This is a genomic window from Pseudomonas sp. FeN3W (genome assembly GCA_030263805.2).
Lineage (GTDB): Bacteria > Pseudomonadota > Gammaproteobacteria > Pseudomonadales > Pseudomonadaceae > Stutzerimonas > Stutzerimonas stutzeri_G.
This window is the reverse complement of the sequence record CP136010.1, coordinates 1,985,816-2,008,835: the sequence shown is the minus strand read 5'-3', so window position 1 is coordinate 2,008,835 and position 23,020 is coordinate 1,985,816. Positions and strand designations below refer to the sequence as shown.

Here is a 23,020-nt window from a genome sequence, read left to right as displayed (position 1 = left end):
CGACAGTGCCGCGTTCTCTGAAAAAAGGTCCTTTTATCGATCTTCACCTACTGAAGAAGGTCGAAGCGGCGGTGGAAAAGAATGATCGTAAGCCGGTTAAAACCTGGTCGCGTCGTTCGATGATCCTGCCGCAAATGGTCGGTCTGACCATCGCTGTACATAACGGTCGTCAACATGTCCCGGTCCTCGTGTCCGAAGACATGGTCGGCCACAAACTCGGCGAGTTCGCTGCCACCCGTACATATCGCGGGCATGTGGCGGACAAGAAAGGCAAGCGCTAAGGGGTAAGGAACGATGGAAGTAGCCGCTAAGTTGTCGGGCGCTCGCATCTCCGCCCAGAAAGCCCGCCTGGTCGCCGACCAGATCCGCGGGAAGAAGGTGGGCGACGCGCTCAACCTCCTGGCTTTCAGCAGCAAGAAAGCCGCCGAGATCATGAAGAAAGTGCTGGAGTCGGCCGTTGCCAACGCCGAGCACAACGAAGGCGCAGATGTGGATGACCTGAAAGTCTCCACGGTCTTCGTCAACGAGGGGCGTTCGCTTAAGCGCATCATGCCGCGTGCCAAGGGCCGCGCTGATCGCATCGTCAAGCGGTCTTGCCATATCACTGTCAAGGTTGCGGACAAGTAACGGAGTCGATCAGATGGGTCAGAAAGTACATCCCACTGGCATTCGCCTGGGAATCGTCAAGGAGCACACCTCCGTCTGGTACGCAGACGGCCGTACGTATGCAGACTATCTGCTTGCAGATCTGAACGTGCGTGAGTACCTCCAAGACAAATTAAAAAGCGCGTCCGTAAGCCGTATCGATATCCATCGCCCGGCTCAAACCGCACGCATCACCATCCACACCGCTCGTCCCGGCATCGTGATCGGCAAGAAAGGTGAAGATGTTGAGAAGCTGCGTCAGGACCTGACCAAGCAAATGGGTGTGCCGGTGCACATCAATATCGAAGAGATCCGCAAGCCGGAGCTCGACGCAATGCTGGTTGCACAGAGCGTAGCTCAGCAGCTGGAGCGTCGCGTGATGTTCCGTCGCGCCATGAAGCGCGCCGTACAGAACGCCATGCGCATTGGTGCCAAGGGCATCAAGATCCAGGTCAGTGGTCGTCTGGGTGGGGCTGAAATCGCCCGTACCGAGTGGTATCGCGAAGGACGTGTGCCTCTGCACACCCTGCGTGCCGATATCGATTACAACACTTACGAAGCGCACACCACTTACGGTGTGATCGGTGTCAAGGTGTGGATCTTCAAGGGCGAAGTAATTGGTGGTCGCCATGAAGAGCTCAAGCCTCAAGCGCCTGCGCCTCGTAAAAAAGCTGCTAAGTAAGGGGTACGCCAAATGTTGCAACCCAAGCGTACAAAATTCCGCAAGCAGATGACCGGCCACAACCGTGGTCTGGCTCAGCGCGGTAGCAAGGTCAGCTTCGGCGAATTCGCGCTGAAGTCTGTTTCCCGTGGTCGTCTGACCGCGCGTCAGATCGAGGCTGCACGTCGTGCGCTCACGCGTCACGTAAAACGTGGCGGCAAGATCTGGATCCGCGTGTTCCCCGACAAGCCTGTAACCAAGAAGCCTCTGGAAGTCCGGATGGGTAAAGGTAAGGGTAGCGTCGAGTACTGGGTAGCCCAGATTCAGCCGGGCAAGGTGCTCTACGAGATCGAGGGTGTTTCCGAAGAGCTGGCGCGTGAGGCTTTCGCCCTGGCTGCTGCAAAGCTGCCGCTCGCCACCTCCTTTGTTAAGCGGACGGTGATGTGATGAAAGCGAATGAACTTCGTGAAAAATCCGTTGAGCAGCTGAACGAGCAACTGCTCGAGCTGCTGCGGGACCAGTTCAATCTGCGTATGCAGAAGGCGACTGGCCAGTTGGGGCAGTCTCACCTGCTCTCGCAAGTCAAGCGCGACATCGCTCGTGTCAAGACTGTGCTCAACCAGCAGGCAGGTAAGTGATCATGGCTGAAGCTCAGAAAACCGTCCGCACGCTGACCGGCCGCGTCGTCAGCGACAAGATGGACAAGACCATCACCGTTCTGATCGAGCGTCGCGTCAAGCACCCGATCTACGGTAAATACGTGAAGCGTTCGACCAAACTGCACGCCCACGACGAAACCAACCAGTGCCGTATCGGCGACAAGGTCACCATCCGCGAGACTCGTCCGCTGGCAAAGACCAAGTCCTGGATGCTGGTTGACGTCGTTGAACGCGCCGTCGAAGTCTAAGGGCTAGGGGTCGGAGAAATTATATGATTCAGACTCAATCCATGCTCGATGTGGCGGATAACAGTGGCGCTCGTCGCGTCATGTGTATCAAGGTGCTCGGCGGTTCTCACCGCCGTTACGCCGGCATCGGCGACATTATCAAGGTAACCGTCAAGGAAGCGATTCCTCGTGGCAAGGTCAAGAAAGGCCAGGTGATGACCGCTGTTGTGGTTCGCACTCGTCACGGCGTTCGTCGTCCTGATGGCTCCATCATTCGCTTCGATGGCAATGCTGCTGTTCTGCTGAACAACAAGCAGGAGCCTATCGGCACCCGTATCTTTGGGCCGGTGACGCGTGAACTTCGTACCGAGAAGTTCATGAAGATCGTCTCGCTCGCCCCTGAAGTGCTGTAAGGAGTAGCCGCATGCAAAAGATTCGTCGCAACGACGAGATCATCGTCATCGCCGGCAAAGACAAGGGCAAGCGCGGTAAGGTGCTGAAGGTGCTCGCGGACGACCGTCTGGTCGTTGGCGGGATCAACCTCGTCAAGCGCCATACCAAGCCGAACCCGATGTCCGGCGTTCAGGGCGGTATCGTCGAGAAGGAGGCGCCTTTGCACGTCTCTAACGTCGCCATTTTCAACGGTGAGACCAACAAGGCAGACCGCGTTGGCTTCAAGGTTGAAGAAGGCAAGAAAATTCGTGTCTTCAAGTCGACCCAGAAGCCGGTTGACGCTTGAGACTGCTAGGTAGATAACCATGGCACGACTAAAAGAAGTTTATCGGAAGGAAATTGCGCCCAAGCTGAAGGAAGAACTGAAGCTTGGCAACGTGATGGAAGTTCCGCGCATCACCAAGATCACCCTCAATATGGGTATCGGCGAAGCGATCGGTGACAAGAAGATCATCGATAACGCTGTTGCCGACCTGGAAAAGATCACTGGCCAGAAGGTTGTAGTGACCCACGCTCGCAAGTCCATCGCAGGCTTCAAAGTCCGCGAAGGCTGGCCGATCGGCGTCAAGGTCACGCTGCGCAGCGATCGTATGTACGAATTCCTGGATCGCCTGCTTTCGATCTCCCTGCCGCGCGTGCGTGACTTCCGCGGCCTGAATGCCAAGTCCTTCGATGGTCGCGGCAACTACAGCATGGGCGTGAAAGAGCAGATCATCTTCCCGGAAATCGATTACGACAAGATCGATGCCCTGCGTGGTCTGGACATCACTCTGACCACTACTGCTCGGACGGATGAGGAAGGTCGCGCTCTGTTGCGTGCTTTCAACTTCCCGTTCCGTAACTGATTGGAGTAGGCACATGGCTAAGCAAAGCATGAAGAACCGTGAGCTGAAGCGTCAGCAAACGGTCGCCAAGTTCGCCCAGAAGCGTGCTGCACTGAAAGCAATCATCGCCAGCCCGGAGTCCTCTCCGGAAGCGCGCTGGGAAGCTCAGGTCGCACTGCAGAAGCAGCCTCGTGATGCAAGCGCTTCGCGCCTGCGTAACCGTTGCCGCCTGACTGGTCGTCCGCACGGCGTTTACCGCAAGTTCGGTCTGGCGCGCAGCATGCTGCGTCAGGCCGCAATGCGCGGTGATGTGCCGGGCCTGGTTAAAGCCAGCTGGTAATAAAAGCATCCAGGACCTTCGGGTCCTGTTTGTTTTTCGATCAAGCCCCTTATGGGGCTTGATTCGTTTCTGGCAACTCTCTAGAATGCCCGGCTCGCCTGAGCCTTGCATTTTTGCAGGGTTTGCCCGTTGGCGACACGAGCCGTCCAAGGCTTATTTTTTTGTATTAGGAGCTAAGAGCCCATGAGTATGCAGGACCCGTTAGCGGACATGCTAACTCGTATCCGTAATGCCCAGATGGCCGAAAAGTCCGTCGTAAGCATGCCGTCTTCCACTCTGAAGGTGGCTGTTGCCAACGTTCTTCAAGGTGAAGGCTATATCGCGGGATACCAGGTCAGTGGCGACGCCAAGCCGCAACTGTCCATCGAGCTGAAGTATTTCGAAGGCCGTCCGGTCATCGAGGAGCTCAAGCGCGTAAGTCGTCCTGGCCTGCGCCAGTACAAATCCGTTGACCAGTTGCCGAAAGTACGTGGCGGCTTGGGTGTGTCGATCGTCTCCACCAACAAGGGTGTGATGACTGATCGGGCTGCTCGGGCTGCTGGTGTTGGCGGCGAAGTGCTTTGCACTGTGTTCTAAGGGGGGATAAGCATGTCTCGCGTTGCTAAGAACCCCGTCAAGCTGCCCGCTGGCGTCGAAATCAAGATGTCCGGTCAACAGCTTTCGGTGAAGGGTGCCAAAGGCGCTCTCGAACTGAATGTTCATCCCTCCGTGGAAATCATCCAGGAGTCTGGTGAGCTGCGGTTTGCTGGCCGTAATGGCGACCAGCAGACTCGCGCCATGGCCGGTACTACCCGCGCCCTGGTCAATAACATGGTGATCGGTGTCAGCCAGGGCTTCGAGCGCAAGCTCCAGCTGGTTGGTGTTGGTTACAAGGCGCAAGCCAAAGGTCAAGTGCTGTCCCTGGCTCTCGGTTTCTCGCATCCGGTGGATTACGAACTGCCGCAAGGCGTTACCGCTGAGACCCCCAGCCAGACCGATATCCTGATCAAGGGTGTCGACAAGCAACTGGTCGGTCAGGTGGCTGCTGAAATCCGTGACTTCCGTCGCCCTGAGCCTTACAAGGGCAAAGGTGTGCGGTACTCGGATGAAGTAGTCCGTCGCAAAGAAGCTAAGAAGAAGTAGGGCATAGCAAATGAGCGTAAAGAAAGAAACTCGTCTGCGTCGCGCTCGCAAGGCACGCCTGAAGATGCGCGAGCTGGAAACCGTACGCCTCTGCGTGTACCGCTCTTCCCAGCACATCTACGCCCAGGTCCTTTCGGCCGACGGCGGCAAGGTCCTGGCCAGCGCCTCGACTCTGGACAAAGAACTGCGTGACGCCGCCACCGGCAACGTTGACGCTGCCAAGAAAGTCGGTCAGCTGGTCGCTGAGCGCGCGAAAGCCGCAGGTGTCACTCAGGTGGCGTTCGACCGTTCTGGCTTCAAGTACCACGGTCGTGTGAAGGCACTGGCTGAAGCTGCTCGTGAAGGCGGGCTGGAGTTCTAAGTTATGGCAAATAACGAGCAAAAGCGCGACGAAGGCTACATCGAGAAGCTGGTTCAAGTTAACCGCGTCGCAAAAACTGTAAAAGGTGGTCGTATCTTCACCTTCACCGCGCTGACTGTGGTCGGTGACGGCAAGGGTCGTGTCGGCTTCGGTCGTGGCAAGTCCCGTGAAGTGCCGGCTGCTATTCAGAAGGCCATGGAGGCGGCTCGCCGCAACATGATCCAGGTTGACCTGAACGGCACGACTCTGCAGTACGCCACCAAGGCCGCGCATGGCGCGTCCAAGGTCTACATGCAGCCTGCCTCCGAGGGTACCGGTGTGATTGCCGGTGGTGCCATGCGCGCCATCCTGGAAGTTGCTGGTGTTCAGAACGTCCTAGCCAAGTGCTACGGCTCTACCAACCCGGTCAACGTGGTTCACGCCACCTTCAAGGGTCTGAAGGCGATGCAGTCGCCTGAGTCGATTGCTGCCAAGCGCGGCAAGAGCGTCGAGGAGATTTCCTGATCATGGCCAATACCGTCAAGGTCACGCTGATCAAGAGTGTCAGCGGTCGTATCCCCAATCACAAGCTGTGCGTCAAGGGTCTTGGCCTGCGTCGCATTGGTCACACCGTCGAGGTTCAGGACACTCCTGAGAATCGCGGCATGATCAACAAGGCTTATTACATGCTCCGTGTGGAGGGCTAAGCCATGCAACTGAACGATCTGCGTTCTGCGCCGGGTGCCCGTCGCGAAAAGCTGCGTCCCGGTCGTGGTATCGGTAGCGGCCTGGGCAAGACCGGTGGCCGTGGTCACAAGGGTCAGACTTCCCGTTCCGGCGGCAAGATCGCTCCCGGTTTCGAGGGCGGTCAGCAGCCTCTGCATCGTCGTCTGCCGAAGTTCGGTTTCGTTTCGCTGAAAGCCATGGATCGTGCTGAGGTTCGTACCTCTGAGCTGGCCAAGGTTGAAGGCGATGTCGTTACCGTGCAAAGCCTGAAAGACGCCAACGTGATCAATCAGAACGTACAGCGCGTGAAAATCATGCTGTCGGGCGAGGTTGGTCGTGCGGTTACTCTCAAGGGTATCGCAGCCACCAAAGGTGCGCGTGCGGCTATCGAAGCAGCTGGCGGCAAGTTCGAGGAATAAATGGCTAAGCAAGGTGCTCTCTCCGCGCTGAGTAATGGTGGTCTGTCCGAGCTCTGGGCTCGTCTGCGCTTTCTGTTCATGGCGATCATCGTCTATCGGATTGGCGCACACATCCCTGTACCAGGGATAAATCCCGATCGGCTGGCCGAGCTGTTCCGTCAGAACGAGGGGACCATCCTTAGCTTGTTCAACATGTTTTCCGGCGGTGCGCTGGAGCGTATGAGCATCTTTGCCTTGGGGATCATGCCGTACATTTCGGCGTCGATCATCATGCAGCTCATGACCGCTGTCAGCCCACAGCTGGAGCAGTTGAAGAAAGAAGGTGAGGCCGGTCGTCGCAAGATCAGTCAGTACACGCGTTACGGTACGCTGGTGCTGGCCATCGTTCAGGCGATCGGTATGTCGGTCGGGTTGGCGGGCCAAGGTGTCGCGTTCAGCAACGATTTCGGCTTCTACTTCGTGGCCATCACCACTTTCGTGTCTGGCGCGATGTTCATGATGTGGCTGGGCGAGCAGATCACCGAGCGCGGTGTCGGCAACGGTATCTCGATGCTGATCTTCGCGGGTATCGTCGCCGGCTTGCCGGGTGCGCTCGGTCAGTCGTTCGAGTCTGCTCGTCAGGGCGATATCAATATCATCGCGCTGCTGGCTGTCGGCCTGCTCGCTGTTGCGATTATCGGCTTCGTGGTGTTTATCGAGCGTGGTCAGCGCCGCATCGCGGTTCACTACGCGAAGCGTCAGCAAGGTCGTAAGGTCTTTGCTGCGCAGACCAGCCACCTGCCGTTGAAGGTGAATATGGCCGGGGTCATCCCGGCTATCTTCGCCAGCAGCATCCTCTTGTTCCCGGCTTCGTTGGGGCAGTGGTTCGGTCAGTCAGAGAGCATGGGCTGGTTGGCTGACATTTCGCAGGCGATCGCGCCCGGGCAGCCGTTGAACATTCTGCTGTTCAGTGCTGGGATCATCTTCTTCTGCTTCTTCTATACGGCATTGATGTTCAATCCGAAGGACGTAGCAGAGAACCTGAAGAAGTCTGGCGCGTTTATTCCCGGGATTCGTCCTGGTGAGCAATCGGCTCGCTACATTGATGGCGTGCTGACTCGCTTGACCATGTTCGGCGCCCTGTACATGACGGCTGTCTGCCTGCTGCCACAGTTTCTTGTGGTTGCAGCCAACGTGCCGTTCTACCTTGGTGGGACCTCGTTGCTGATCGTGGTCGTGGTTGTAATGGACTTCATGTCTCAAGTGCAGTCACACCTCATGTCGCACCAGTACGATTCCCTGATGAAGAAAGCCAACCTGAAGGGCTACGGCAGCGGAATGCTCCGCTGAGGTGGTTCGTAAGGTTCTAGGAGTTGGTGATGAAAGTTCGTGCATCGGTTAAAAAGCTGTGCCGTAACTGCAAGATCATCCGTCGCGACGGTGTCGTGCGCGTGATCTGCAGCGCAGAACCGCGTCACAAGCAGCGCCAAGGCTGATTGTGTAAGGCGTTATAACCCGGCAGCTAGTGCGCTGCCGGGTTGAATATTTGTTATTACAGCGTTAATATCTCGCGCCCTTTTCTTGGCTTCCGGGGCGTAGGTAGCTGTCAATTGGAGTTTCACTGAATGGCCCGTATTGCAGGCGTCAACATTCCGGATAACAAGCACACTGTTATCTCGCTGACCTACATCTACGGTGTTGGTCGCACCCGTGCACAGGAAATCTGTGCCGCTACCGGTGTGAATCCGGCAGCAAAGATCAAGGATCTTTCCGACGAGCAGGTCGAACTGCTGCGTGGCGAAGTCGGCAAGTTCATCGTTGAGGGCGACCTGCGTCGCGAAGTCAACATGAAAATCAAGCGCTTGATGGACCTGGGTTGCTATCGCGGCCTGCGTCATCGTCGTGGTCTGCCGGTTCGCGGTCAGCGTACCAAGACCAACGCACGTACCCGTAAGGGCCCGCGCAAGCCGATCCGCAAGTAATCGCGTTAGCGAATCGACAGGAATTTAGTCATGGCAAAACCTGCTGCTCGTCCTCGTAAAAAAGTCAAAAAGACAGTGGTTGATGGCATCGCCCATATCCACGCGTCTTTCAACAACACCATCGTGACCATCACCGATCGTCAGGGCAATGCGTTGTCCTGGGCCACTTCGGGTGGTTCCGGTTTCCGCGGCTCGCGTAAGAGCACTCCGTTCGCTGCCCAGATCGCTGCAGAGCGCGCTGGTCAGGCTGCGCTGGAGTACGGCCTGAAGAACCTCGACGTAAACGTCAAGGGCCCAGGCCCGGGTCGTGAGTCCGCCGTGCGTGCTTTGAACGCATGTGGTTATAAAATCGCCAGCATCACCGACGTGACGCCGATCCCGCATAACGGGTGCCGTCCGCCGAAGAAGCGCCGCGTGTAATCAGGAGACAGTGAAGAATGGCTCGTTATATTGGTCCCAAGTGCAAACTGTCTCGTCGTGAAGGCACCGATCTCTTTCTGAAGAGTGGTGCGCGCGCGCTCGAATCCAAGTGCAATATCGAAACTCCGCCGGGTGTTCATGGCCAGCGTCGCGGTCGCCTGTCTGACTACGGTACCCAGCTGCGTGAAAAGCAGAAGGTTCGCCGTATTTACGGTGTGCTGGAGCGCCAGTTCAGCGGTTACTACAAGGAAGCTGCCAGCCGTAAGGGCGCTACCGGTGAGAACCTGCTGCAGCTGCTCGAGTGCCGTCTGGACAACGTCGTGTACCGCATGGGCTTCGGCTCCACGCGTGCCGAGTCGCGTCAGCTGGTCTCGCACAAGTCGATCAGCGTGAATGGTCAGACCGTGAACATTCCTTCGTACCAGGTCAAGGCCGGTGACGTCGTTGCTGTTCGCGAGAAGTGCCGTAATCAGCTGCGTATCGCCCAGGCCCTCGAACTGTGCGCTCAGCGCGGTCGCGTTGAATGGGTCGAAGTAGATGCCGACAAGAAATCCGGTGTTTTCAAGAATGTTCCGGCTCGCAGCGATCTGTCCGCCGACATCAACGAAAACCTGATTGTCGAGCTCTACTCCAAGTAAGGGCTAGAAAATAGGTGTATCCATGCAGAGTTCGGTAAATGAGTTCCTGACCCCCCGCCATATCGATGTGCAGGTGGTCAGTCCGACCCGTGCCAAGATCACTCTCGAGCCCCTCGAGCGTGGTTTTGGCCACACCCTGGGCAACGCGCTGCGTCGTATTCTGTTGTCCTCCATGCCCGGCTGCGCTGTGGTCGAGGCTGAGATCGACGGTGTGCTCCACGAGTACAGCGCCATCGAGGGCGTGCAGGAAGATGTCATCGAAATCCTGCTCAACCTCAAAGGTATCGCCATCAAGCTGCACGGCCGTGATGAAGTGACCTTGAGCCTGGTGAAGAAGGGCGCGGGCGCTGTTACCGCTGCCGATATCCAGCTGGATCACGATGTTGAAATCGTCAATGGTGATCATTTGATCGCCAATCTGGCGGCCAACGGCTCGCTCAACATGAAGCTCAAGGTCGCTCGCGGCCGTGGTTACGAGCCTGCTGATGCGCGTCAGAGCGATGAAGACGAAAGCCGTAGCATCGGCCGTCTGCAGCTCGACGCGACTTTCAGCCCGGTTCGTCGCGTGGCTTATGTTGTCGAGAATGCTCGTGTCGAGCAGCGCACCAACCTGGACAAACTGGTCATCGACCTGGAAACCAACGGCACTCTGGATCCCGAAGAAGCGATCCGTCGTGCAGCGACCATCCTGCAGCAGCAGCTGGCTGCGTTCGTCGACCTCAAGGGCGACAGCGAGCCGGTGGTTGTCGAGCAGGAAGACGAGATCGATCCGATCCTGTTGCGTCCGGTTGATGACCTGGAGCTGACCGTACGTTCGGCCAACTGCCTGAAGGCGGAAAACATCTACTACATTGGTGATCTGATCCAGCGCACCGAAGTAGAGCTGTTGAAAACGCCGAATCTGGGCAAGAAGTCCCTGACTGAGATCAAGGACGTTCTGGCTTCGCGTGGTTTGTCCCTCGGTATGCGCCTGGATAACTGGCCGCCGGCAAGTCTCAAGAAGGACGATAAGGCCACTGCCTGATCGCCCCCAGTAACCGAACTGAACGTTTGGTAAGGAATTTCAATCATGCGTCATCGTAAAAGTGGCCGTCATCTGAGCCGCACCAGCGCCCACCGCAAGGCCATGTTCCAGAACATGGCGGTGTCGCTGTTCGAGCACGAACTGATCAAGACCACCCTGCCCAAGGCCAAGGAACTGCGTCGCGTTGCCGAGCCGCTGATCACTCTGGCCAAGGAAGACAGCGTCGCCAACCGTCGCCTGGCTTTCGACCGTACTCGTTCGAAAGCTGCCGTAGGCAAGCTGTTCAATGATCTGGGTAAGCGTTATGCCACCCGTCAGGGCGGTTACCTGCGTATCCTCAAGTGCGGCTTCCGTGCTGGCGACAACGCTCCTATGGCTTACGTCGAGCTGGTTGACCGTCCGGTCACCGGTGAGGTGGAAGCAGCCGAGTAAGTTTGGCGCTGTCGAAGAAAACCGAGCCCCAGGGCTCGGTTTTTTTATGCCTGAAAGATTTGCTCTATCGAAAGCGTTGACCTTCATCATTAGTCGGCGTTGCGCTTGATTCCTATGATGGCATTCAACCAGCAGGTGACCACTACCGTCCCTGGAAATGTTGAATGGCCAAGGAGATGCAGCCATGACTGACAAGCCCAAGCTCACTACCGTTGCCGGTGCGCCGGTATCCGAAAACCAGAATTCGATGACCGCGGGTCGCCGCGGGCCGATGCTGCTGCAGGATGTGTGGTTCCTGGAGAAGCTGGCGCATTTCGACCGGGAGGTCATTCCGGAGCGGCGCATGCATGCCAAGGGCTCCGGTGCCTTCGGTGAGTTCGTCGTGACCCGCGACATCACCCGCTACACCAAGGCCAAGCTGTTCTCCGAGATCGGCAAGCGCACCCCGCTGTTCGCCCGTTTCTCCACCGTGGCCGGAGAGCGTGGCGCCGCTGATGCCGAGCGTGACATCCGCGGTTACGCCCTGAAGTTCTACACCGAGGAAGGCAACTGGGACATGGTCGGCAACAACACGCCGGTGTTCTTCTTCCGCGACCCGCTGAAGTTCCCCGACCTCAACCACGCGGTAAAGCGCGACCCGCGCACCAACATGCGCAGTGCCAACAACAACTGGGACTTCTGGACCGGCCTGCCCGAGGCGCTGCACCAGATCACCTACGTCATGGGCGATCGCGGTATTCCGGCGTCCTATCGGCATATGCACGGCTTTGGCTCGCACACCTACAGCTTCATCAGTCCGAGCAACGAGCGCTACTGGGTCAAGTTCCACTTCCGCACCCAGCAGGGCATCAAGAACCTGACCGATGCCGAGGCCGCAGCGATCGTCGCCAGCGACCGTGAAAGCTCGCAGCGCGATCTGTTCGAGGCGATCGAGCGAGGCGAATATCCGCGCTGGACGATGTACGTGCAGGTGATGCCGGAAGCCGACGCGGCCAAGGTGCCGTACCATCCGTTCGACCTGACCAAGGTCTGGCCGCACGCCGACTACCCGCTGATCGAGGTCGGCTACTACGAGCTGAACCGCAATCCGGACAACTACTTCCAGGATGTCGAGCAGGCGGCGTTCACCCCCGCCAACGTGGTGCCCGGTATCAGCTTCTCGCCGGACCGCATGCTGCAGGGGCGGCTGTTCTCCTACGGCGATGCGCAGCGCTACCGCCTGGGCGTGAACCACCACCAGATCCCGGTGAACGCGCCGCGCTGCCCGGTGCACAGCTACCACCGCGATGGCGCCATGCGCGTGGATGGCAACCAGGGCGGTCGCCTGCACTACGAGCCGAACACCTATGGCGAGTGGCGTGAGCAGCCGGACTTCAGCGAGCCGCCGCTGGCGCTGGATGGCGCGGCGGATCGTTACGATTTTCGTGCCGACGACGCCGACTACTTCACCCAGCCGGGCAACCTGTTCCGCCTGATGCAGACCGACGAACAGCAGCGTCTGTTCGAGAACACTGCCAGGGCCATGACGGGTGTGGAGCGCCACATCAAGCTGCGCCACATCAAGCACTGCTACCTGGCCGATCCGGCCTATGGCGGCGGCATCGCCAAGGCCCTGGACATTCCGCTGGAAGAAGCCCTGGCCTGATCCAGCATCGCCAGAAAAAAGCCCGCAGCATGCTGCGGGCTTTCGTTTTTCAGCACGCTCAGCCCTTGGGCTGGGCGTCTCGTTCCAGCAGCGGTTTGAGGAAGTGACCGGTATGCGATTGCGCCATGTTTGCAACCTCTTCCGGGGTGCCGCAGGCGATGATCTGGCCACCTTTGGAGCCGCCTTCCGGACCAAGGTCCACCAGCCAGTCGGCTGTCTTGATCACATCCAGATTGTGCTCGATGACCACGACCGTGTTGCCGTGATCGCGCAGGCGGTGCAGTACATCGAGTAACTGCTGGATATCGGCGAAGTGCAGGCCGGTGGTCGGCTCGTCGAGGATGTAGAGGGTCTTGCCGGTGTCACGCTTGGACAGTTCGCGCGACAGCTTGACCCGCTGCGCCTCACCGCCGGACAGGGTTGTCGCACTCTGCCCCAGCTTGATGTAGGACAGGCCGACATCCATCAGCGTCTGCAGCTTGCGCGCGACCGCCGGCACCGGGTCGAAGAACTCCCGCGCCTCCTCAATGGTCATGTCGAGGACCTCGGTGATGCTCTTGCCCTTGTACTTCACTTCCAGAGTTTCGCGGTTGTAGCGCTTGCCCTTGCACACGTCGCAGGGCACGTAGATGTCCGGCAGGAAGTGCATCTCCACCTTGATCACGCCGTCGCCCTGGCAGGCTTCGCAGCGGCCACCCTTGACGTTGAAGGAGAAGCGGCCCGGACCATAGCCGCGCGAGCGTGCTTCCGGCACGCCGGCGAAGAGCTCGCGAATCGGCGTGAACAGCCCGGTGTAGGTCGCCGGGTTGGAGCGTGGGGTGCGGCCGATCGGGCTCTGATCGATGTCTACCACCTTGTCCAGGTGCTGCAGCCCATCGAAGCTGTCGTGCGCGGCCACTTCCAGCGTGGTCGCTCCATTGAGCGCGGTGGCGGTGATCGGGAACAGCGTGTTGTTGATCAGCGTCGATTTGCCCGAGCCCGATACGCCGGTGATGCAGGTGAGCAGGCCAACCGGAATCTCCAGGTCGACGTTGCGCAGGTTGTTGCCCCGTGCGCCCTTGAGCTTGAGCAGCTTTTTCGGATCGCGGCGGGTGCGCTGCGGCGGATAGTTGATCTTCACTCGGCCGGAGAGGTACTTGCCGGTCAGCGAGTCCGGGTGCGCCATCACCTCGTCCGGCGTGCCTTCGGCGACGATGCGGCCGCCATGCACACCGGCGCCGGGGCCGATATCGACTACGTAGTCGGCGAGGCGGATGGCGTCCTCGTCATGCTCGACCACGATCACCGTGTTGCCGATGTCGCGCAGGTGGCGAAGGGTGCCGAGCAAGCGTTCGTTGTCGCGCTGGTGCAGGCCGATCGAGGGTTCATCGAGGATGTACATCACCCCGACCAGGCCGGCGCCGATCTGACTGGCCAGGCGAATACGCTGGGCTTCGCCGCCGGACAGGGTGTCGGCGCTGCGGTCCAGGGTCAGATAATCCAGGCCGACATTGACCAGGAACTGCAAGCGCTCGCGGATCTCTTTGAGGATCTTGTCGGCGATCTCGCCGCGTCGTCCGCTGAGCGACAGGTCGCCGAAATAGTCGGTGGCGTCGCCGATGGGCATGGCCGTGACCGCAGGCAAGGTCTTGTCGCCAACCCAGACGTGGCGGGCTTCGCGACGCAGGCGCGTACCACGACAGTCCGGGCAGGGCTGGGTGCTGAGGTACTTGGCCAGCTCTTCGCGCACCGAATTGGATTCGGTTTCGCGGTAGCGGCGTTCCAGATTGGGAATGATGCCTTCGAAGGGATGCGAGCGCTTGACGATATCGCCGCGATCGTTGAGGTAGCGGAACTCGACATTCTCACGGCCGCTGCCGCGCAGGATGGACTTCTGATGATCGGCGGCCAGTGAGTCGAAGGGCTCGTCGAGACTGAAGCCATAATGTGAGGCCAGTGAGCCGAGCATCTGGAAGTAATAGACGTTGCGCCGATCCCAGCCGCGTATGGCGCCCTCGGCCAGGGTCAGCTCGCCATTGACCAGGCGCTTGGCGTCGAAGAACTGCTTCACGCCCAGGCCGTCACAGGTCGGGCAGGCACCGGCCGGGTTGTTGAAGGAGAACAGCTTGGGCTCAAGCTCGCTGATCGAGTGGCCACAGATCGGGCAGGCGAAGCGCGCGGAGAAGATTATCTCCTCGCTGTCGTCGTCCTCTTCCATGGAGGCGACCAGGGCGATGCCATCGGCCAGTTTCAGCGCCGTTTCGAAGGATTCGGCCAGGCGCTGCTGCAGGTCACCACGAACCTTGAAGCGATCCACCACCACGTCGATAGAGTGCTTCTTCTGCTTGTCCAGCTTGGGCAGTTCGTCCAGTTCGTACAGCTTGCCGTTGACCCGTGCACGGACGAAGCCCTGGGCGCGCAATTCGTCGAACACCGCCAGGTGCTCGCCCTTGCGCTCGCGGATGACCGGCGCCAGCAGCATCAGCTTGCGCCCTTCGGGCAGTGCCAGCACTTGGTCGACCATCTGACTGACGGTCTGTGCTTCCAGCGGTGCGTCATGGTCCGGGCAGCGAGGCGTGCCGACCCGCGCGTAGAGCAGGCGCAGGTAGTCGTAGATCTCGGTGATGGTGCCGACGGTGGAGCGCGGGTTGTGCGAAGTCGATTTCTGCTCGATGGAAATCGCCGGAGAGAGCCCTTCGATGGTGTCGACATCGGGCTTTTCCATCATCGAGAGGAACTGCCGAGCATAGGCCGAAAGCGATTCGACGTAACGGCGCTGGCCTTCTGCGTAGAGGGTGTCGAATGCCAATGATGATTTGCCGGAGCCGGACAGGCCGGTGATGACGATCAGCTTGTCGCGCGGCAGGGTGAGGTCGATGTTCTTCAGGTTGTGGGTGCGGGCCCCACGAATCAGAATCTTGTCCAAAACAGCCTCGCGTGGCGGGCGGAAACCCGAAAGTATACGGCCGGGGTGATGGTCGCGGCAAAACCGCGCGCCTGTGCCGAACAGGGTAGGGCTGCTAGAATCGCCGCCGGTTCATACAAGCGAGACCCTCCATGCAGGACCCCTACAGCGAGCGCATGAGCGCCAGCGAAACACGCGCAGCTTCCGGGCTGGCTCTGGTTTTCGCTTTTCGCATGCTCGGCATGTTCATGGTTTTGCCCGTGCTGGCAACCTACGGCATGGACCTGGAAGGCGCTACGCCGACCCTTATCGGCCTTGCGATAGGTGCCTATGGTTTGACCCAGGCGCTGCTGCAAATTCCCTTCGGTATCCTTTCCGATCGTATCGGCCGCTTGCCGATCATCTATTTCGGCCTGCTGATCTTCGCCGCTGGAGCGGTGTTGGCGGCGATGTCGGACAGCATCTGGGGCGTCGTTGCCGGGCGCATTCTGCAAGGCGCCGGGGCGATTTCTGCGGCGGTCATGGCGCTGCTATCGGACCTCACCCGCGAACAGCATCGGACCAAGGCGATGGCGCTGATCGGCGTGAGCATCGGGTTCTCGTTCGCTGTGGCGATGATCGTCGGGCCGTTGCTGACCCGCGCGTTCGGCCTGTCCGGGCTGTTCTGGGTAACTGCCGGCATGGCTTTGCTTGGCGGCGTCATCGTCGCGTTGCTGCCCAAGGCCCAGGCGCATGTGCGCCACCGTGAGTCGGGCGTCGCCAAGCAGGCCCTCGGCCTGACGCTGCGCCATCCTGATCTGCTGCGTCTGGATTTCAGCATTCTGGCGTTGCACGCGATTCTGATGGCCAGCTTCGTCGCTTTGCCGCTGGCGCTGGTGGAGCAGGGTGCGTTGCCCAAGGAGGAGCACTGGTGGGTGTATCTCACCGCACTGCTGGTCGGTTTCTTCGGCATGATTCCCTTCATCATCTACGGCGAGAAGAAGCGCCAGATGCGTCGCGTGCTGCTCGGGGCGGTTGTGGCGCTGCTGCTCTGCGAGCTGTTCTTCTGGTGGTTCGGTAATGGCTTGTGGATGCTGGTCGTCGGCATGGTGGGTTTCTTCATTGCGTTCAATCTGCTGGAAGCGTCGCTGCCTTCATTGATCAGCAAGGTCGCGCCGGCCGGCGGCAAGGGCACCGCGATGGGCGTCTATTCCACCAGTCAGTTCCTCGGTGCCGGTCTCGGTGGCGTGCTGGGCGGCATGCTCTATCAGCAGGGTGGCCTGGCGCTGGTGTTCGCCGGCTGCGCTGCGCTGTGTGCGCTGTGGTTCGTGGTGGCCTTCAGCATGCGCGAGCCGCCTTATGTAACCAGCCTGCGCTTGCCGCTGTCGGCCGGAGCGCTGGCCAACGCCGGGCTTGGGCGTGAGCTGCTGGAAGTCGCAGGCGTGAGCGACGTGCTCATCGTCACCGACGAGGCGGCGGCTTATATCAAGGTCGATACGCAGCAACTGGATCGTGAGGCTCTTGATCGCCTGGTTGCCTGAAGCGCCTGATCGCAGCTGCCTAATGCGGCGCAACTTGAAAGTGCGTCGGTTGGCCGTCAAGGGTGGCTGAGGTAAGATTCGCGGTCATCGGCTTTGCTGGCAGTACAACTGCCATCGGTGAACCCATCCAATTCAATGTTCCAATGAGGAGTTACCCATGGCCAGAGGGGTGAATAAAGTCATCTTGATCGGCAATGTCGGCGGCGACCCGGAAACCCGCTACATGCCCAATGGCAATGCGGTGACCAACATCACGCTGGCAACCACCGATAGCTGGAAGGACAAGCAGACCGGTCAGCTTCAGGAGCGCACCGAGTGGCACCGCGTAGTGCTGTTCGGCAAGGTCGCCGAGATCGCCGGCGAATACCTGCGCAAGGGTTCGCAGTGCTACATCGAGGGCCGCCTGCAGACCCGCGAGTGGGAGAAGGACGGCGTCAAGCGCTACACCACCGAAATCGTCGTCGACATGAACGGCACCATGCAGCTGCTCGGTGGCCGTGGTGGCAGCTCCGACGATGCCCCGCGTCAAGCCCGTCCGCAGCAGCGCGAGCCGCAGCAGGCGCCGCGTCAGCAGGCCCAGCCGCAGCAGCCCGCTGCACGGCAGCAGCCGGCACCGGACTATGACAGCTTCGACGACGACATCCCCTTCTAGAGTTATCTGAATGCGAATGCGCCTGATGCTGTTGGGCGGCGGCAATGCCCTGGGCCAGGCGCTCATCCGCCTCGGCGCCGAGGAAGACATCGGCTTTCTCGCGCCGCGGCCGCCCGCTCAGGGCTGGGATGCCGCCAGTCTTACCAAGTTGCTCGACGACAACCGCCCGGATGTCGTGGTCAACCTCGCCTACTATTACGACTGGTTCCAGAGCGGGCAGCCCAACGAGCCAGCGCTTGAAGCACAGGAGCGCGCGGTCGAGCGCCTCGCCGAGCTCTGTCAGCACCATGATTTCGTCCTGTTGCAGCCATCGAGCTATCGGGTATTCGATGGTGCCCGTACTACGGCCTACAGCGAAAAGGACGAGGTGTCGCCGCTGGATGCACGGGGCAGGGCGCTCTGGCGCATCGAGCAAAGTGTGCGGTCGCTATGCCCGCGCCATGTCTTGCTGCGTTTCGGCTGGTTGCTCGACGACAGCCGGGACGGTGTTCTAGGGCGCGTGCTACAGCGACTCGAGCAGAGTGAACCGATCTTGCTGGCGGATGACCGACGTGGCAATCCGACGCCTGTCGACGATGCTGCGCGTGTGATCCTCGCGGTGTTGAAGCAGCTCGACTGCCAGGCTCCACTGTGGGGTACCTATCACTACGGCGGACATGAAGCTTCCACCCCATTGCTGGTCGCCCAGGCGCTGCTCGGCGAGGCCGGGAAGTACCGCGATGTGACAACGGCGAACCTGACGGCCGTTGCTCATGCCGCCTGTTCGGACGCCGCAGCCGAGCCGCAGCATGGTGTACTCGCCTGCAAGAAGATTTTCACCACTTTCGGCATCAAGCCGCGCGCCTGGCGCACGGGATTGCCGAGCCTGCTGGAGCGTTACTACCGTCATGGCTGATGCGCCTATCCTGGTCACCGGTGGTGCCGGGTTCATTGGCTCGAACCTGGTCGACGCGTTGCTGGCGCGCGGCTATGCCGTTCGTGTGCTGGACAACCTCTCGACCGGCAAGCGCGAGAACCTTCCACAGAATCCACGCGTCGAGCTGATTGTCGGCGATGTGGCAGACGCCGGCTGCGTGCGTCGTGCGGTGCAGGGGTGTCGGGCGGTGGTGCATCTGGCTGCGGTGGCGTCGGTGCAGGCGTCGGTGGATGATCCGTTCGCTACTCATCAGAGCAACCTGATCGGCACGCTCAATCTGTGCGAGGCGATGCGCGAGGCAGGTGTGAAACGTGTGCTGTTCGCCTCGAGCGCGGCGGTCTACGGCAACAATGGTGAAGGCCATGCTATCGATGAGGAAACACCGAAGGCGCCCCTGACACCCTACGCGGTGGACAAGCTGGCCAGCGAGCACTACCTGGATTTCTATCGGCGCCAGCATGGGCTGGAGCCGGTGATCTTCCGCTTCTTCAACATTTTCGGGCCGCGGCAGGATCCGTCGTCGCCCTATTCCGGGGTGATCAGCATCTTCACCGAGCGGGCGCAGAAGGGGCTGCCGATCGCGGTGTTCGGCGATGGTGAGCAGACACGAGATTTCCTCTATGTGGCCGATCTGGTCGAGGTGCTGGTGCAAGCTTTGGAGGCGCCCGAGGCGGTGGAGGGTGCGGTGAACGTCGGGCTGAACCAGGCTACGTCGCTGAATCAGCTGCTTGCGGCCATCGGTGACGTATTGGGCGGGCTCCCCGAGGTGAGCTATCAGGCGGCGCGGCCGGGGGATATTCGTCATTCACGGGCGAACAATGCTCGGCTGCTGCAGCGCTATCGTCTGCCGGAGCCGCCGACCGGCATGCGCGAGGGGCTGGCCCGGTTGCTGGGCAAATAAGCGCAAGCGGAAAACACAAAAGGCGCCCTTGGCGCCTTTTGCTTGGCTGCGATTCGGCGAATGCCGGTGTCGTCAGAACTTGTAGCCGAGACCGACCATATAGACGAAGGGGTCTACGTCTACGTCGACTTTGACTTTGCCCAGTGCGGCATGATTGGAAGTCGCTTCAGTATCGATGTCGATATAGCGAACCTGGGCGTTGAGCATGATGTTGTCTGTGAGCATGTAATCCATGCCTACTTGTGCAGCCAGGCCCCAAGAGTCTTTCAGGTCCAAGCCGTTGAAACCATTGCCCTCAGCCTGGCTGCTCAGCTTGTCGTCGAAGAACCATGTGTAGTTTATGCCGGCCCCAACATACGGTTGAAACGCCGACGTTTTATCCAGCGGGTAGTAGATAACGCTCAGGGTCGGCGGCAGGTGTTTGATGGTTCCGAACTTACCGTCCAGCGGTGCGCCAAGGCCTTTCACGCCAACGTCGTGGCTGAATGGTGTAGCGGCCAGCAGTTCGATCCCTACCTTGTCGGTGACCATGTAGGCGAAGTTGAGGCCAAGCTGAGTATCGCTGTCGAGTGTGGCCTTCGTGCCCGCAATTGGGCCGGTCACTGCGGTAGAGATAGAGCTGCTATCTTCACGCGGATCAACGGTAACCGCACCAGCGCGAACGATGATGTCCCCGGCTTCGAAAGCCTGGGCGAAGGGGGCGGCCAGCGCCAGGGCCAGCGCGGAAGCGGTGAACAGGGTCTTGCGCATGATGATGCTCCGTTTGTTGGAATGCGATTGAGCGCCATGGTAGGGATTGAGCGCTGGGGCTTTTTGATCCAGCTCAATGAAAAATGCCTGCTCGACTGCGACGAAACGCCTGGGTTGCTTTGCGTCAACTCACAGATGATAATGTTTCTCTTTTGAGTTAACGACCGTCTGCAAGGACCCTTCAATGCCTTCGTTCTTTTCCCGCCTGTTGGCGGTTGCCGTGCTGCCATGCTGTCTTCAGCTTTATGCCGGGTCGCTGTCTGCGGCACCGCTGGACGCTGCGCTGGATGAGAGCGAGCGTTTGTCTGCCGAGGCGAAGGCTTCGCAGGCACGGATCGACCAGCTCGATGACGCCACCCGCGAGATGCTCAACGAGTACCGCAGTGCTTTGCAGCAGACCGAAGCGCTGAAGGCCTACAACAAGCAGTTGCAGGCGCTGACCGCAGCGCAGAACAAGGAGCTGGTGGGCTTTCAGCGCCAGCTGGACAGCATCGAACGCACCCAGGAAGCCGTGACGCCGCAGATGAGCCGCATGGTCGACGTGCTGGGTGAGTTCATCGCGGCCGATCTGCCGTTCCTCCCCGATGAGCGTGCCGACCGCCTGGCCGGCCTGCAGGACCTGCTGCCACGCGCTGACGTCAGCCTGGCGGAAAAGTACCGGCGCATCCTCGAGGCCTATCAGATCGAAAGCGACTACGGTCGCACATTGGAAGCCTGGCGTGGCGAGCTGCCGGGCGACGCCGAGTCACGCAGCGTCGAATTCCTGCGGCTCGGCCGAGTGATGCTCTATTACCAGACCCTCGATGCTCACGAGAGCGGCTGGTGGAATCCGCAGACGCGCGCCTGGGAAGTGCTCGACGGCAGCGCCCGCCGCCCGCTGACGCAGGCCATCGCCATCGCCCGTCAGCAACAGGCTCCGGCCTACCTGCAATTGCCCGTGAAGACCCTGGCCGAGGAGGCCGCGCAATGAGCCGTCTGTTTTCCCTCTTTCTTGTCGCGCTGTTGCCTCTCACGGCTCATTCGGCAGAACCGCTCAGCCCCGACCAGCTGCTCGAGCGCATTCGCAGCGATCGTGCCGCCGAGGTCAGCGCCATGCAGGCCCGCGAGCAGGCCTTCGTGCGCGATCGTGGCGAGCAGCAGCAACTGCTTTCCCGTGCCCGTGCCGCACTGGCCGAGCAGAAGGCCGAGGCCGAACGCCTGAAGGCCGATTTCGATCGCCAGGAGGCCGAGCTGGCGGAGCAGGAAAAACTCCTGGCGCAGCGTGTTGGCCATCTGGGTGAGCTGTTCGGCGTCGTGCGCCAGAGTGCAGGTGACATCGCTGGCCAGTGGCAGGACAGCCTGCTCAATGCCCAGTACCCCGAGCGCCTGACCCAGCTGCGCAGCCTGGCGGAAAGCCGCGAGCTGCCGTCGGCCGAGGATCTGGACGCATTCTGGATGACCCTGCTGGAAGATCTGGCCGCCAGCGGCCGGGTGGAACGCGTGCAGCTGCCGGTGGTGGGTACCGACGGTGCGCGTAGCGAGCAGCCGGTGCTGCGTGTAGGCAGCTTCTCCGCATTCACCGACGAGGCGTTCCTGCGTTACGACGCCGATGCCGGCGAGTTGCTGGTGCCGACACGCCAGCCGTCCGGTCAGGGGCTGATCGAAGACTATCTGAGCAGCTCCGATGCGCTGGCCACATTGCCGGTGGATCCGAGTCGCGGCACGCTGATCGCCCAGTTGCAACGCCAGCCTGATCTGTGGGATCGCGTCAAACAAGGCGGTCTGGTGGGTGGCGTGATTCTGGTGCTCGGTGCCATCGGCCTGCTGCTGGCGATCTGGCGCATGGTGTATCTGGGTGGCGTCGGTCGCAAGGTGGGCAGCCAGATGCGCGAACTGAACCAGCCGCGCGACGACAATCCGCTCGGGCGCATCATCGGCGTGCTGGGGCCGAAGCCTCAGCTGTCGGATCTGGAGACCCTCGAGCTCAAGCTCGACGAGGCGATCCTCCAGGAAACCCCTCCACTGGAACGCGGCCAGCCACTGCTCAAGCTGCTCGCCGCCGTGGCGCCGCTGCTCGGCCTGCTCGGTACCGTGACCGGCATGATCATCACCTTCCAGGCCATCACCCAGAGCGGTGGCGGCGACTCGCGGCTGATGGCCGACGGTATCTCCCAGGCGCTGGTGACCACGGTGCTGGGCCTGGTGGTCGCCATCCCGCTGCTGTTCCTGCACAGCCTGCTGGCTAGCCGCAGCAAGGCGCTGATCCAGTTGCTGGAGCAGCAGAGCGCCGGCCTCATCGCGCTGCACCTGTCGGGGGCGCCACGCCGTGACTGATCTGCGCGCTCACTGGCTGGGTCTGATCGACAACGGTCACGCGCTGCTCGATTTCATGGCTGCCGGCGGCGTGGTGATGTGGGCGCTGGCCGGCCTGTGCGTGCTGTATTGGACACTGGTCTTCGAGCGCCTCTGGTTCATGCGACGGGTCTTCCCGCACTGGGTCGAGTCACGCCGCCAGGCCTGGGCACAGATGGCCGATGAGCCTGGCAGCTGGCAGCGAGCAGTGCGTGCGGCCTGGCTCGCGCAAGCGCAGCAGCAGTTGTCCGGGCCGCTACGGCTGAGCAAGACCCTGGTGGCGATGTATCCGCTGCTCGGGTTGCTCGGCACGGTCAGCGGCATGATCGCGGTATTCGATGTGTTGGCGCTCAGTGGCTCCGGCAACCCCCGCGGCATGGCCGCAGGGGTCTGGCAGGCGACCCTGCCGACCATGGCCGGCATGGTGCTGGCCATCACAGGATTGTTCAGTCTGGCGCGCCTCGAGCGAATCGCGCGCCAGTCTCTCGACCGGCTGGCTGACCAGCTGCGTCACGACTGAGGATTAGCGG

At 60.6% G+C, this 23,020-nt stretch carries 33 protein-coding genes; 31 read left to right on the top strand and 2 right to left on the bottom strand.

All coding sequences use genetic code 11. The annotated features are described in order from the left end of the window. Positions 1–5: 5 nt before the first annotated feature. From rpsS to P5704_009510, 24 genes are all read left to right on the top strand, one after another. A complete protein-coding gene (rpsS, locus tag P5704_009625; protein WOF80718.1) occupies positions 6–281 on the top strand; it encodes a 30S ribosomal protein S19 in 276 nt (91 codons plus the stop codon). A gap of 13 nt (positions 282–294) precedes the next feature. Next, on the top strand, positions 295–627 hold the full coding sequence (gene rplV / locus P5704_009620) for a 50S ribosomal protein L22 (GenBank protein WOF80717.1): 333 nt from the start codon (positions 295–297) through the stop codon (positions 625–627). A gap of 13 nt (positions 628–640) precedes the next feature. Next, on the top strand, positions 641–1,327 hold the full coding sequence (gene rpsC, locus P5704_009615) for a 30S ribosomal protein S3 (protein ID WOF80716.1): 687 nt from the start codon (positions 641–643) through the stop codon (positions 1,325–1,327). A gap of 12 nt (positions 1,328–1,339) precedes the next feature. Further along, positions 1,340–1,753 carry a 50S ribosomal protein L16 gene (gene rplP, locus P5704_009610; protein WOF80715.1) on the top strand — a complete coding sequence of 138 codons (414 nt, stop codon included), beginning with the start codon at positions 1,340–1,342 and terminating at the stop codon, positions 1,751–1,753. Further along, positions 1,753–1,944 (top strand): 50S ribosomal protein L29, encoded by a 192-nt coding sequence (rpmC, locus tag P5704_009605; protein ID WOF80714.1) that lies wholly within the window; start codon positions 1,753–1,755, stop codon positions 1,942–1,944. Before rplP ends, rpmC begins: the two co-directional genes overlap by 1 nt. 2 nt (positions 1,945–1,946) lie before the next feature. Beyond that, complete coding sequence (gene rpsQ / locus P5704_009600) at positions 1,947–2,213, top strand: 30S ribosomal protein S17 (protein WOF80713.1); 267 nt, start codon at positions 1,947–1,949, stop codon at positions 2,211–2,213. Between the two features lie 23 nt (positions 2,214–2,236). Beyond that, complete coding sequence (gene rplN / locus P5704_009595; protein WOF80712.1) at positions 2,237–2,605, top strand: 50S ribosomal protein L14; 369 nt, start codon at positions 2,237–2,239, stop codon at positions 2,603–2,605. Positions 2,606–2,616: 11 nt separating this feature from the next. After that, positions 2,617–2,931, top strand: a complete 315-nt coding sequence (gene rplX, locus P5704_009590) for a 50S ribosomal protein L24 (protein ID WOF80711.1) — start codon at positions 2,617–2,619, stop codon at positions 2,929–2,931. A gap of 19 nt (positions 2,932–2,950) precedes the next feature. Continuing rightward, a complete protein-coding gene (rplE, locus tag P5704_009585; protein WOF80710.1) occupies positions 2,951–3,490 on the top strand; it encodes a 50S ribosomal protein L5 in 540 nt (179 codons plus the stop codon). Positions 3,491–3,503: 13 nt separating this feature from the next. After that, positions 3,504–3,809 carry a 30S ribosomal protein S14 gene (gene rpsN / locus P5704_009580; protein WOF80709.1) on the top strand — a complete coding sequence of 102 codons (306 nt, stop codon included), beginning with the start codon at positions 3,504–3,506 and terminating at the stop codon, positions 3,807–3,809. 183 nt (positions 3,810–3,992) lie between these two features. Continuing rightward, positions 3,993–4,385: a 30S ribosomal protein S8 gene (gene rpsH, locus P5704_009575; protein WOF80708.1), complete on the top strand. Its 393-nt coding sequence runs from the start codon at positions 3,993–3,995 to the stop codon at positions 4,383–4,385. A 12-nt stretch (positions 4,386–4,397) separates the two neighbouring features. Then, positions 4,398–4,931, top strand: coding sequence for a 50S ribosomal protein L6 (rplF, locus tag P5704_009570; GenBank protein ID WOF80707.1), 534 nt, complete (start codon positions 4,398–4,400; stop codon positions 4,929–4,931). 10 nt (positions 4,932–4,941) lie between these two features. Continuing rightward, entirely contained in the window at positions 4,942–5,292 is a 351-nt protein-coding gene (gene rplR, locus P5704_009565; GenBank protein WOF80706.1) for a 50S ribosomal protein L18, read from the top strand. Positions 5,293–5,295: 3 nt separating this feature from the next. Continuing rightward, a complete protein-coding gene (gene rpsE, locus P5704_009560; GenBank protein WOF80705.1) occupies positions 5,296–5,796 on the top strand; it encodes a 30S ribosomal protein S5 in 501 nt (166 codons plus the stop codon). 2 nt (positions 5,797–5,798) lie between these two features. Beyond that, the gene (rpmD, locus tag P5704_009555) at positions 5,799–5,978 is read left to right on the top strand and encodes a 50S ribosomal protein L30 (protein ID WOF80704.1); all 180 of its coding nucleotides are present in this window, start codon (positions 5,799–5,801) and stop codon (positions 5,976–5,978) included. Positions 5,979–5,981: 3 nt separating this feature from the next. Beyond that, positions 5,982–6,416 carry a 50S ribosomal protein L15 gene (gene rplO, locus P5704_009550; GenBank protein ID WOF80703.1) on the top strand — a complete coding sequence of 145 codons (435 nt, stop codon included), beginning with the start codon at positions 5,982–5,984 and terminating at the stop codon, positions 6,414–6,416. Continuing rightward, complete coding sequence (secY, locus tag P5704_009545) at positions 6,417–7,745, top strand: preprotein translocase subunit SecY (GenBank protein WOF80702.1); 1,329 nt, start codon at positions 6,417–6,419, stop codon at positions 7,743–7,745. It abuts the gene before it with no gap. A 29-nt stretch (positions 7,746–7,774) separates the two neighbouring features. Beyond that, complete coding sequence (gene rpmJ, locus P5704_009540) at positions 7,775–7,891, top strand: 50S ribosomal protein L36 (protein ID WOF80701.1); 117 nt, start codon at positions 7,775–7,777, stop codon at positions 7,889–7,891. A 129-nt stretch (positions 7,892–8,020) separates the two neighbouring features. After that, positions 8,021–8,377, top strand: a complete 357-nt coding sequence (gene rpsM, locus P5704_009535; GenBank protein WOF80700.1) for a 30S ribosomal protein S13 — start codon at positions 8,021–8,023, stop codon at positions 8,375–8,377. Positions 8,378–8,407: 30 nt separating this feature from the next. Further along, positions 8,408–8,797: a 30S ribosomal protein S11 gene (rpsK, locus tag P5704_009530; protein ID WOF80699.1), complete on the top strand. Its 390-nt coding sequence runs from the start codon at positions 8,408–8,410 to the stop codon at positions 8,795–8,797. Between the two features lie 17 nt (positions 8,798–8,814). Beyond that, complete coding sequence (rpsD, locus tag P5704_009525) at positions 8,815–9,435, top strand: 30S ribosomal protein S4 (protein ID WOF80698.1); 621 nt, start codon at positions 8,815–8,817, stop codon at positions 9,433–9,435. A 22-nt stretch (positions 9,436–9,457) separates the two neighbouring features. After that, a complete protein-coding gene (rpoA, locus tag P5704_009520; protein ID WOF80697.1) occupies positions 9,458–10,459 on the top strand; it encodes a DNA-directed RNA polymerase subunit alpha in 1,002 nt (333 codons plus the stop codon). 45 nt (positions 10,460–10,504) lie between these two features. Then, the gene (rplQ, locus tag P5704_009515) at positions 10,505–10,891 is read left to right on the top strand and encodes a 50S ribosomal protein L17 (GenBank protein ID WOF80696.1); all 387 of its coding nucleotides are present in this window, start codon (positions 10,505–10,507) and stop codon (positions 10,889–10,891) included. Positions 10,892–11,075: 184 nt separating this feature from the next. Beyond that, positions 11,076–12,536 (top strand): catalase, encoded by a 1,461-nt coding sequence (locus tag P5704_009510; GenBank protein WOF80695.1) that lies wholly within the window; start codon positions 11,076–11,078, stop codon positions 12,534–12,536. A 58-nt stretch (positions 12,537–12,594) separates the two neighbouring features. On the opposite strand, the gene uvrA is transcribed toward P5704_009510, so the two are convergent. After that, positions 12,595–15,441 (bottom strand): excinuclease ABC subunit UvrA, encoded by a 2,847-nt coding sequence (gene uvrA / locus P5704_009505; GenBank protein WOF80694.1) that lies wholly within the window; start codon positions 15,439–15,441, stop codon positions 12,595–12,597. 131 nt (positions 15,442–15,572) lie between these two features. Between uvrA and P5704_009500 the strand changes: the two genes are divergently transcribed. The 4 genes from P5704_009500 (at position 15,573) to P5704_009485 (ending at position 19,409) form a co-directional block, all read left to right on the top strand. Continuing rightward, positions 15,573–16,940, top strand: a complete 1,368-nt coding sequence (locus tag P5704_009500) for an MFS transporter (GenBank protein WOF80693.1) — start codon at positions 15,573–15,575, stop codon at positions 16,938–16,940. Between the two features lie 157 nt (positions 16,941–17,097). Beyond that, positions 17,098–17,592, top strand: coding sequence for a single-stranded DNA-binding protein (locus P5704_009495; GenBank protein ID WOF80692.1), 495 nt, complete (start codon positions 17,098–17,100; stop codon positions 17,590–17,592). 10 nt (positions 17,593–17,602) lie between these two features. Further along, the gene (locus P5704_009490; protein ID WOF80691.1) at positions 17,603–18,487 is read left to right on the top strand and encodes a sugar nucleotide-binding protein; all 885 of its coding nucleotides are present in this window, start codon (positions 17,603–17,605) and stop codon (positions 18,485–18,487) included. After that, positions 18,480–19,409: an NAD-dependent epimerase/dehydratase family protein gene (locus P5704_009485; protein WOF80690.1), complete on the top strand. Its 930-nt coding sequence runs from the start codon at positions 18,480–18,482 to the stop codon at positions 19,407–19,409. The genes P5704_009490 and P5704_009485 overlap by 8 nt, the downstream gene beginning before the upstream one ends. A gap of 72 nt (positions 19,410–19,481) precedes the next feature. On the opposite strand, the gene P5704_009480 is transcribed toward P5704_009485, so the two are convergent. Beyond that, entirely contained in the window at positions 19,482–20,159 is a 678-nt protein-coding gene (locus tag P5704_009480) for an OmpW family outer membrane protein (protein ID WOF80689.1), read from the bottom strand. A gap of 184 nt (positions 20,160–20,343) precedes the next feature. Here P5704_009480 and P5704_009475 point away from each other — a divergent pair, with 184 nt between their 5' ends. The 3 genes from P5704_009475 to P5704_009465 are packed head-to-tail and all read left to right on the top strand — an operon-like array spanning position 20,344 to position 23,010. Further along, positions 20,344–21,129, top strand: coding sequence for a DUF3450 domain-containing protein (locus P5704_009475; protein ID WOF80688.1), 786 nt, complete (start codon positions 20,344–20,346; stop codon positions 21,127–21,129). Then, positions 21,126–22,472 carry a MotA/TolQ/ExbB proton channel family protein gene (locus tag P5704_009470; GenBank protein WOF80687.1) on the top strand — a complete coding sequence of 449 codons (1,347 nt, stop codon included), beginning with the start codon at positions 21,126–21,128 and terminating at the stop codon, positions 22,470–22,472. Before P5704_009475 ends, P5704_009470 begins: the two co-directional genes overlap by 4 nt. Next, positions 22,465–23,010, top strand: a complete 546-nt coding sequence (locus P5704_009465) for a MotA/TolQ/ExbB proton channel family protein (protein ID WOF80686.1) — start codon at positions 22,465–22,467, stop codon at positions 23,008–23,010. The genes P5704_009470 and P5704_009465 overlap by 8 nt, the downstream gene beginning before the upstream one ends. Positions 23,011–23,020 lie beyond the last annotated feature (10 nt).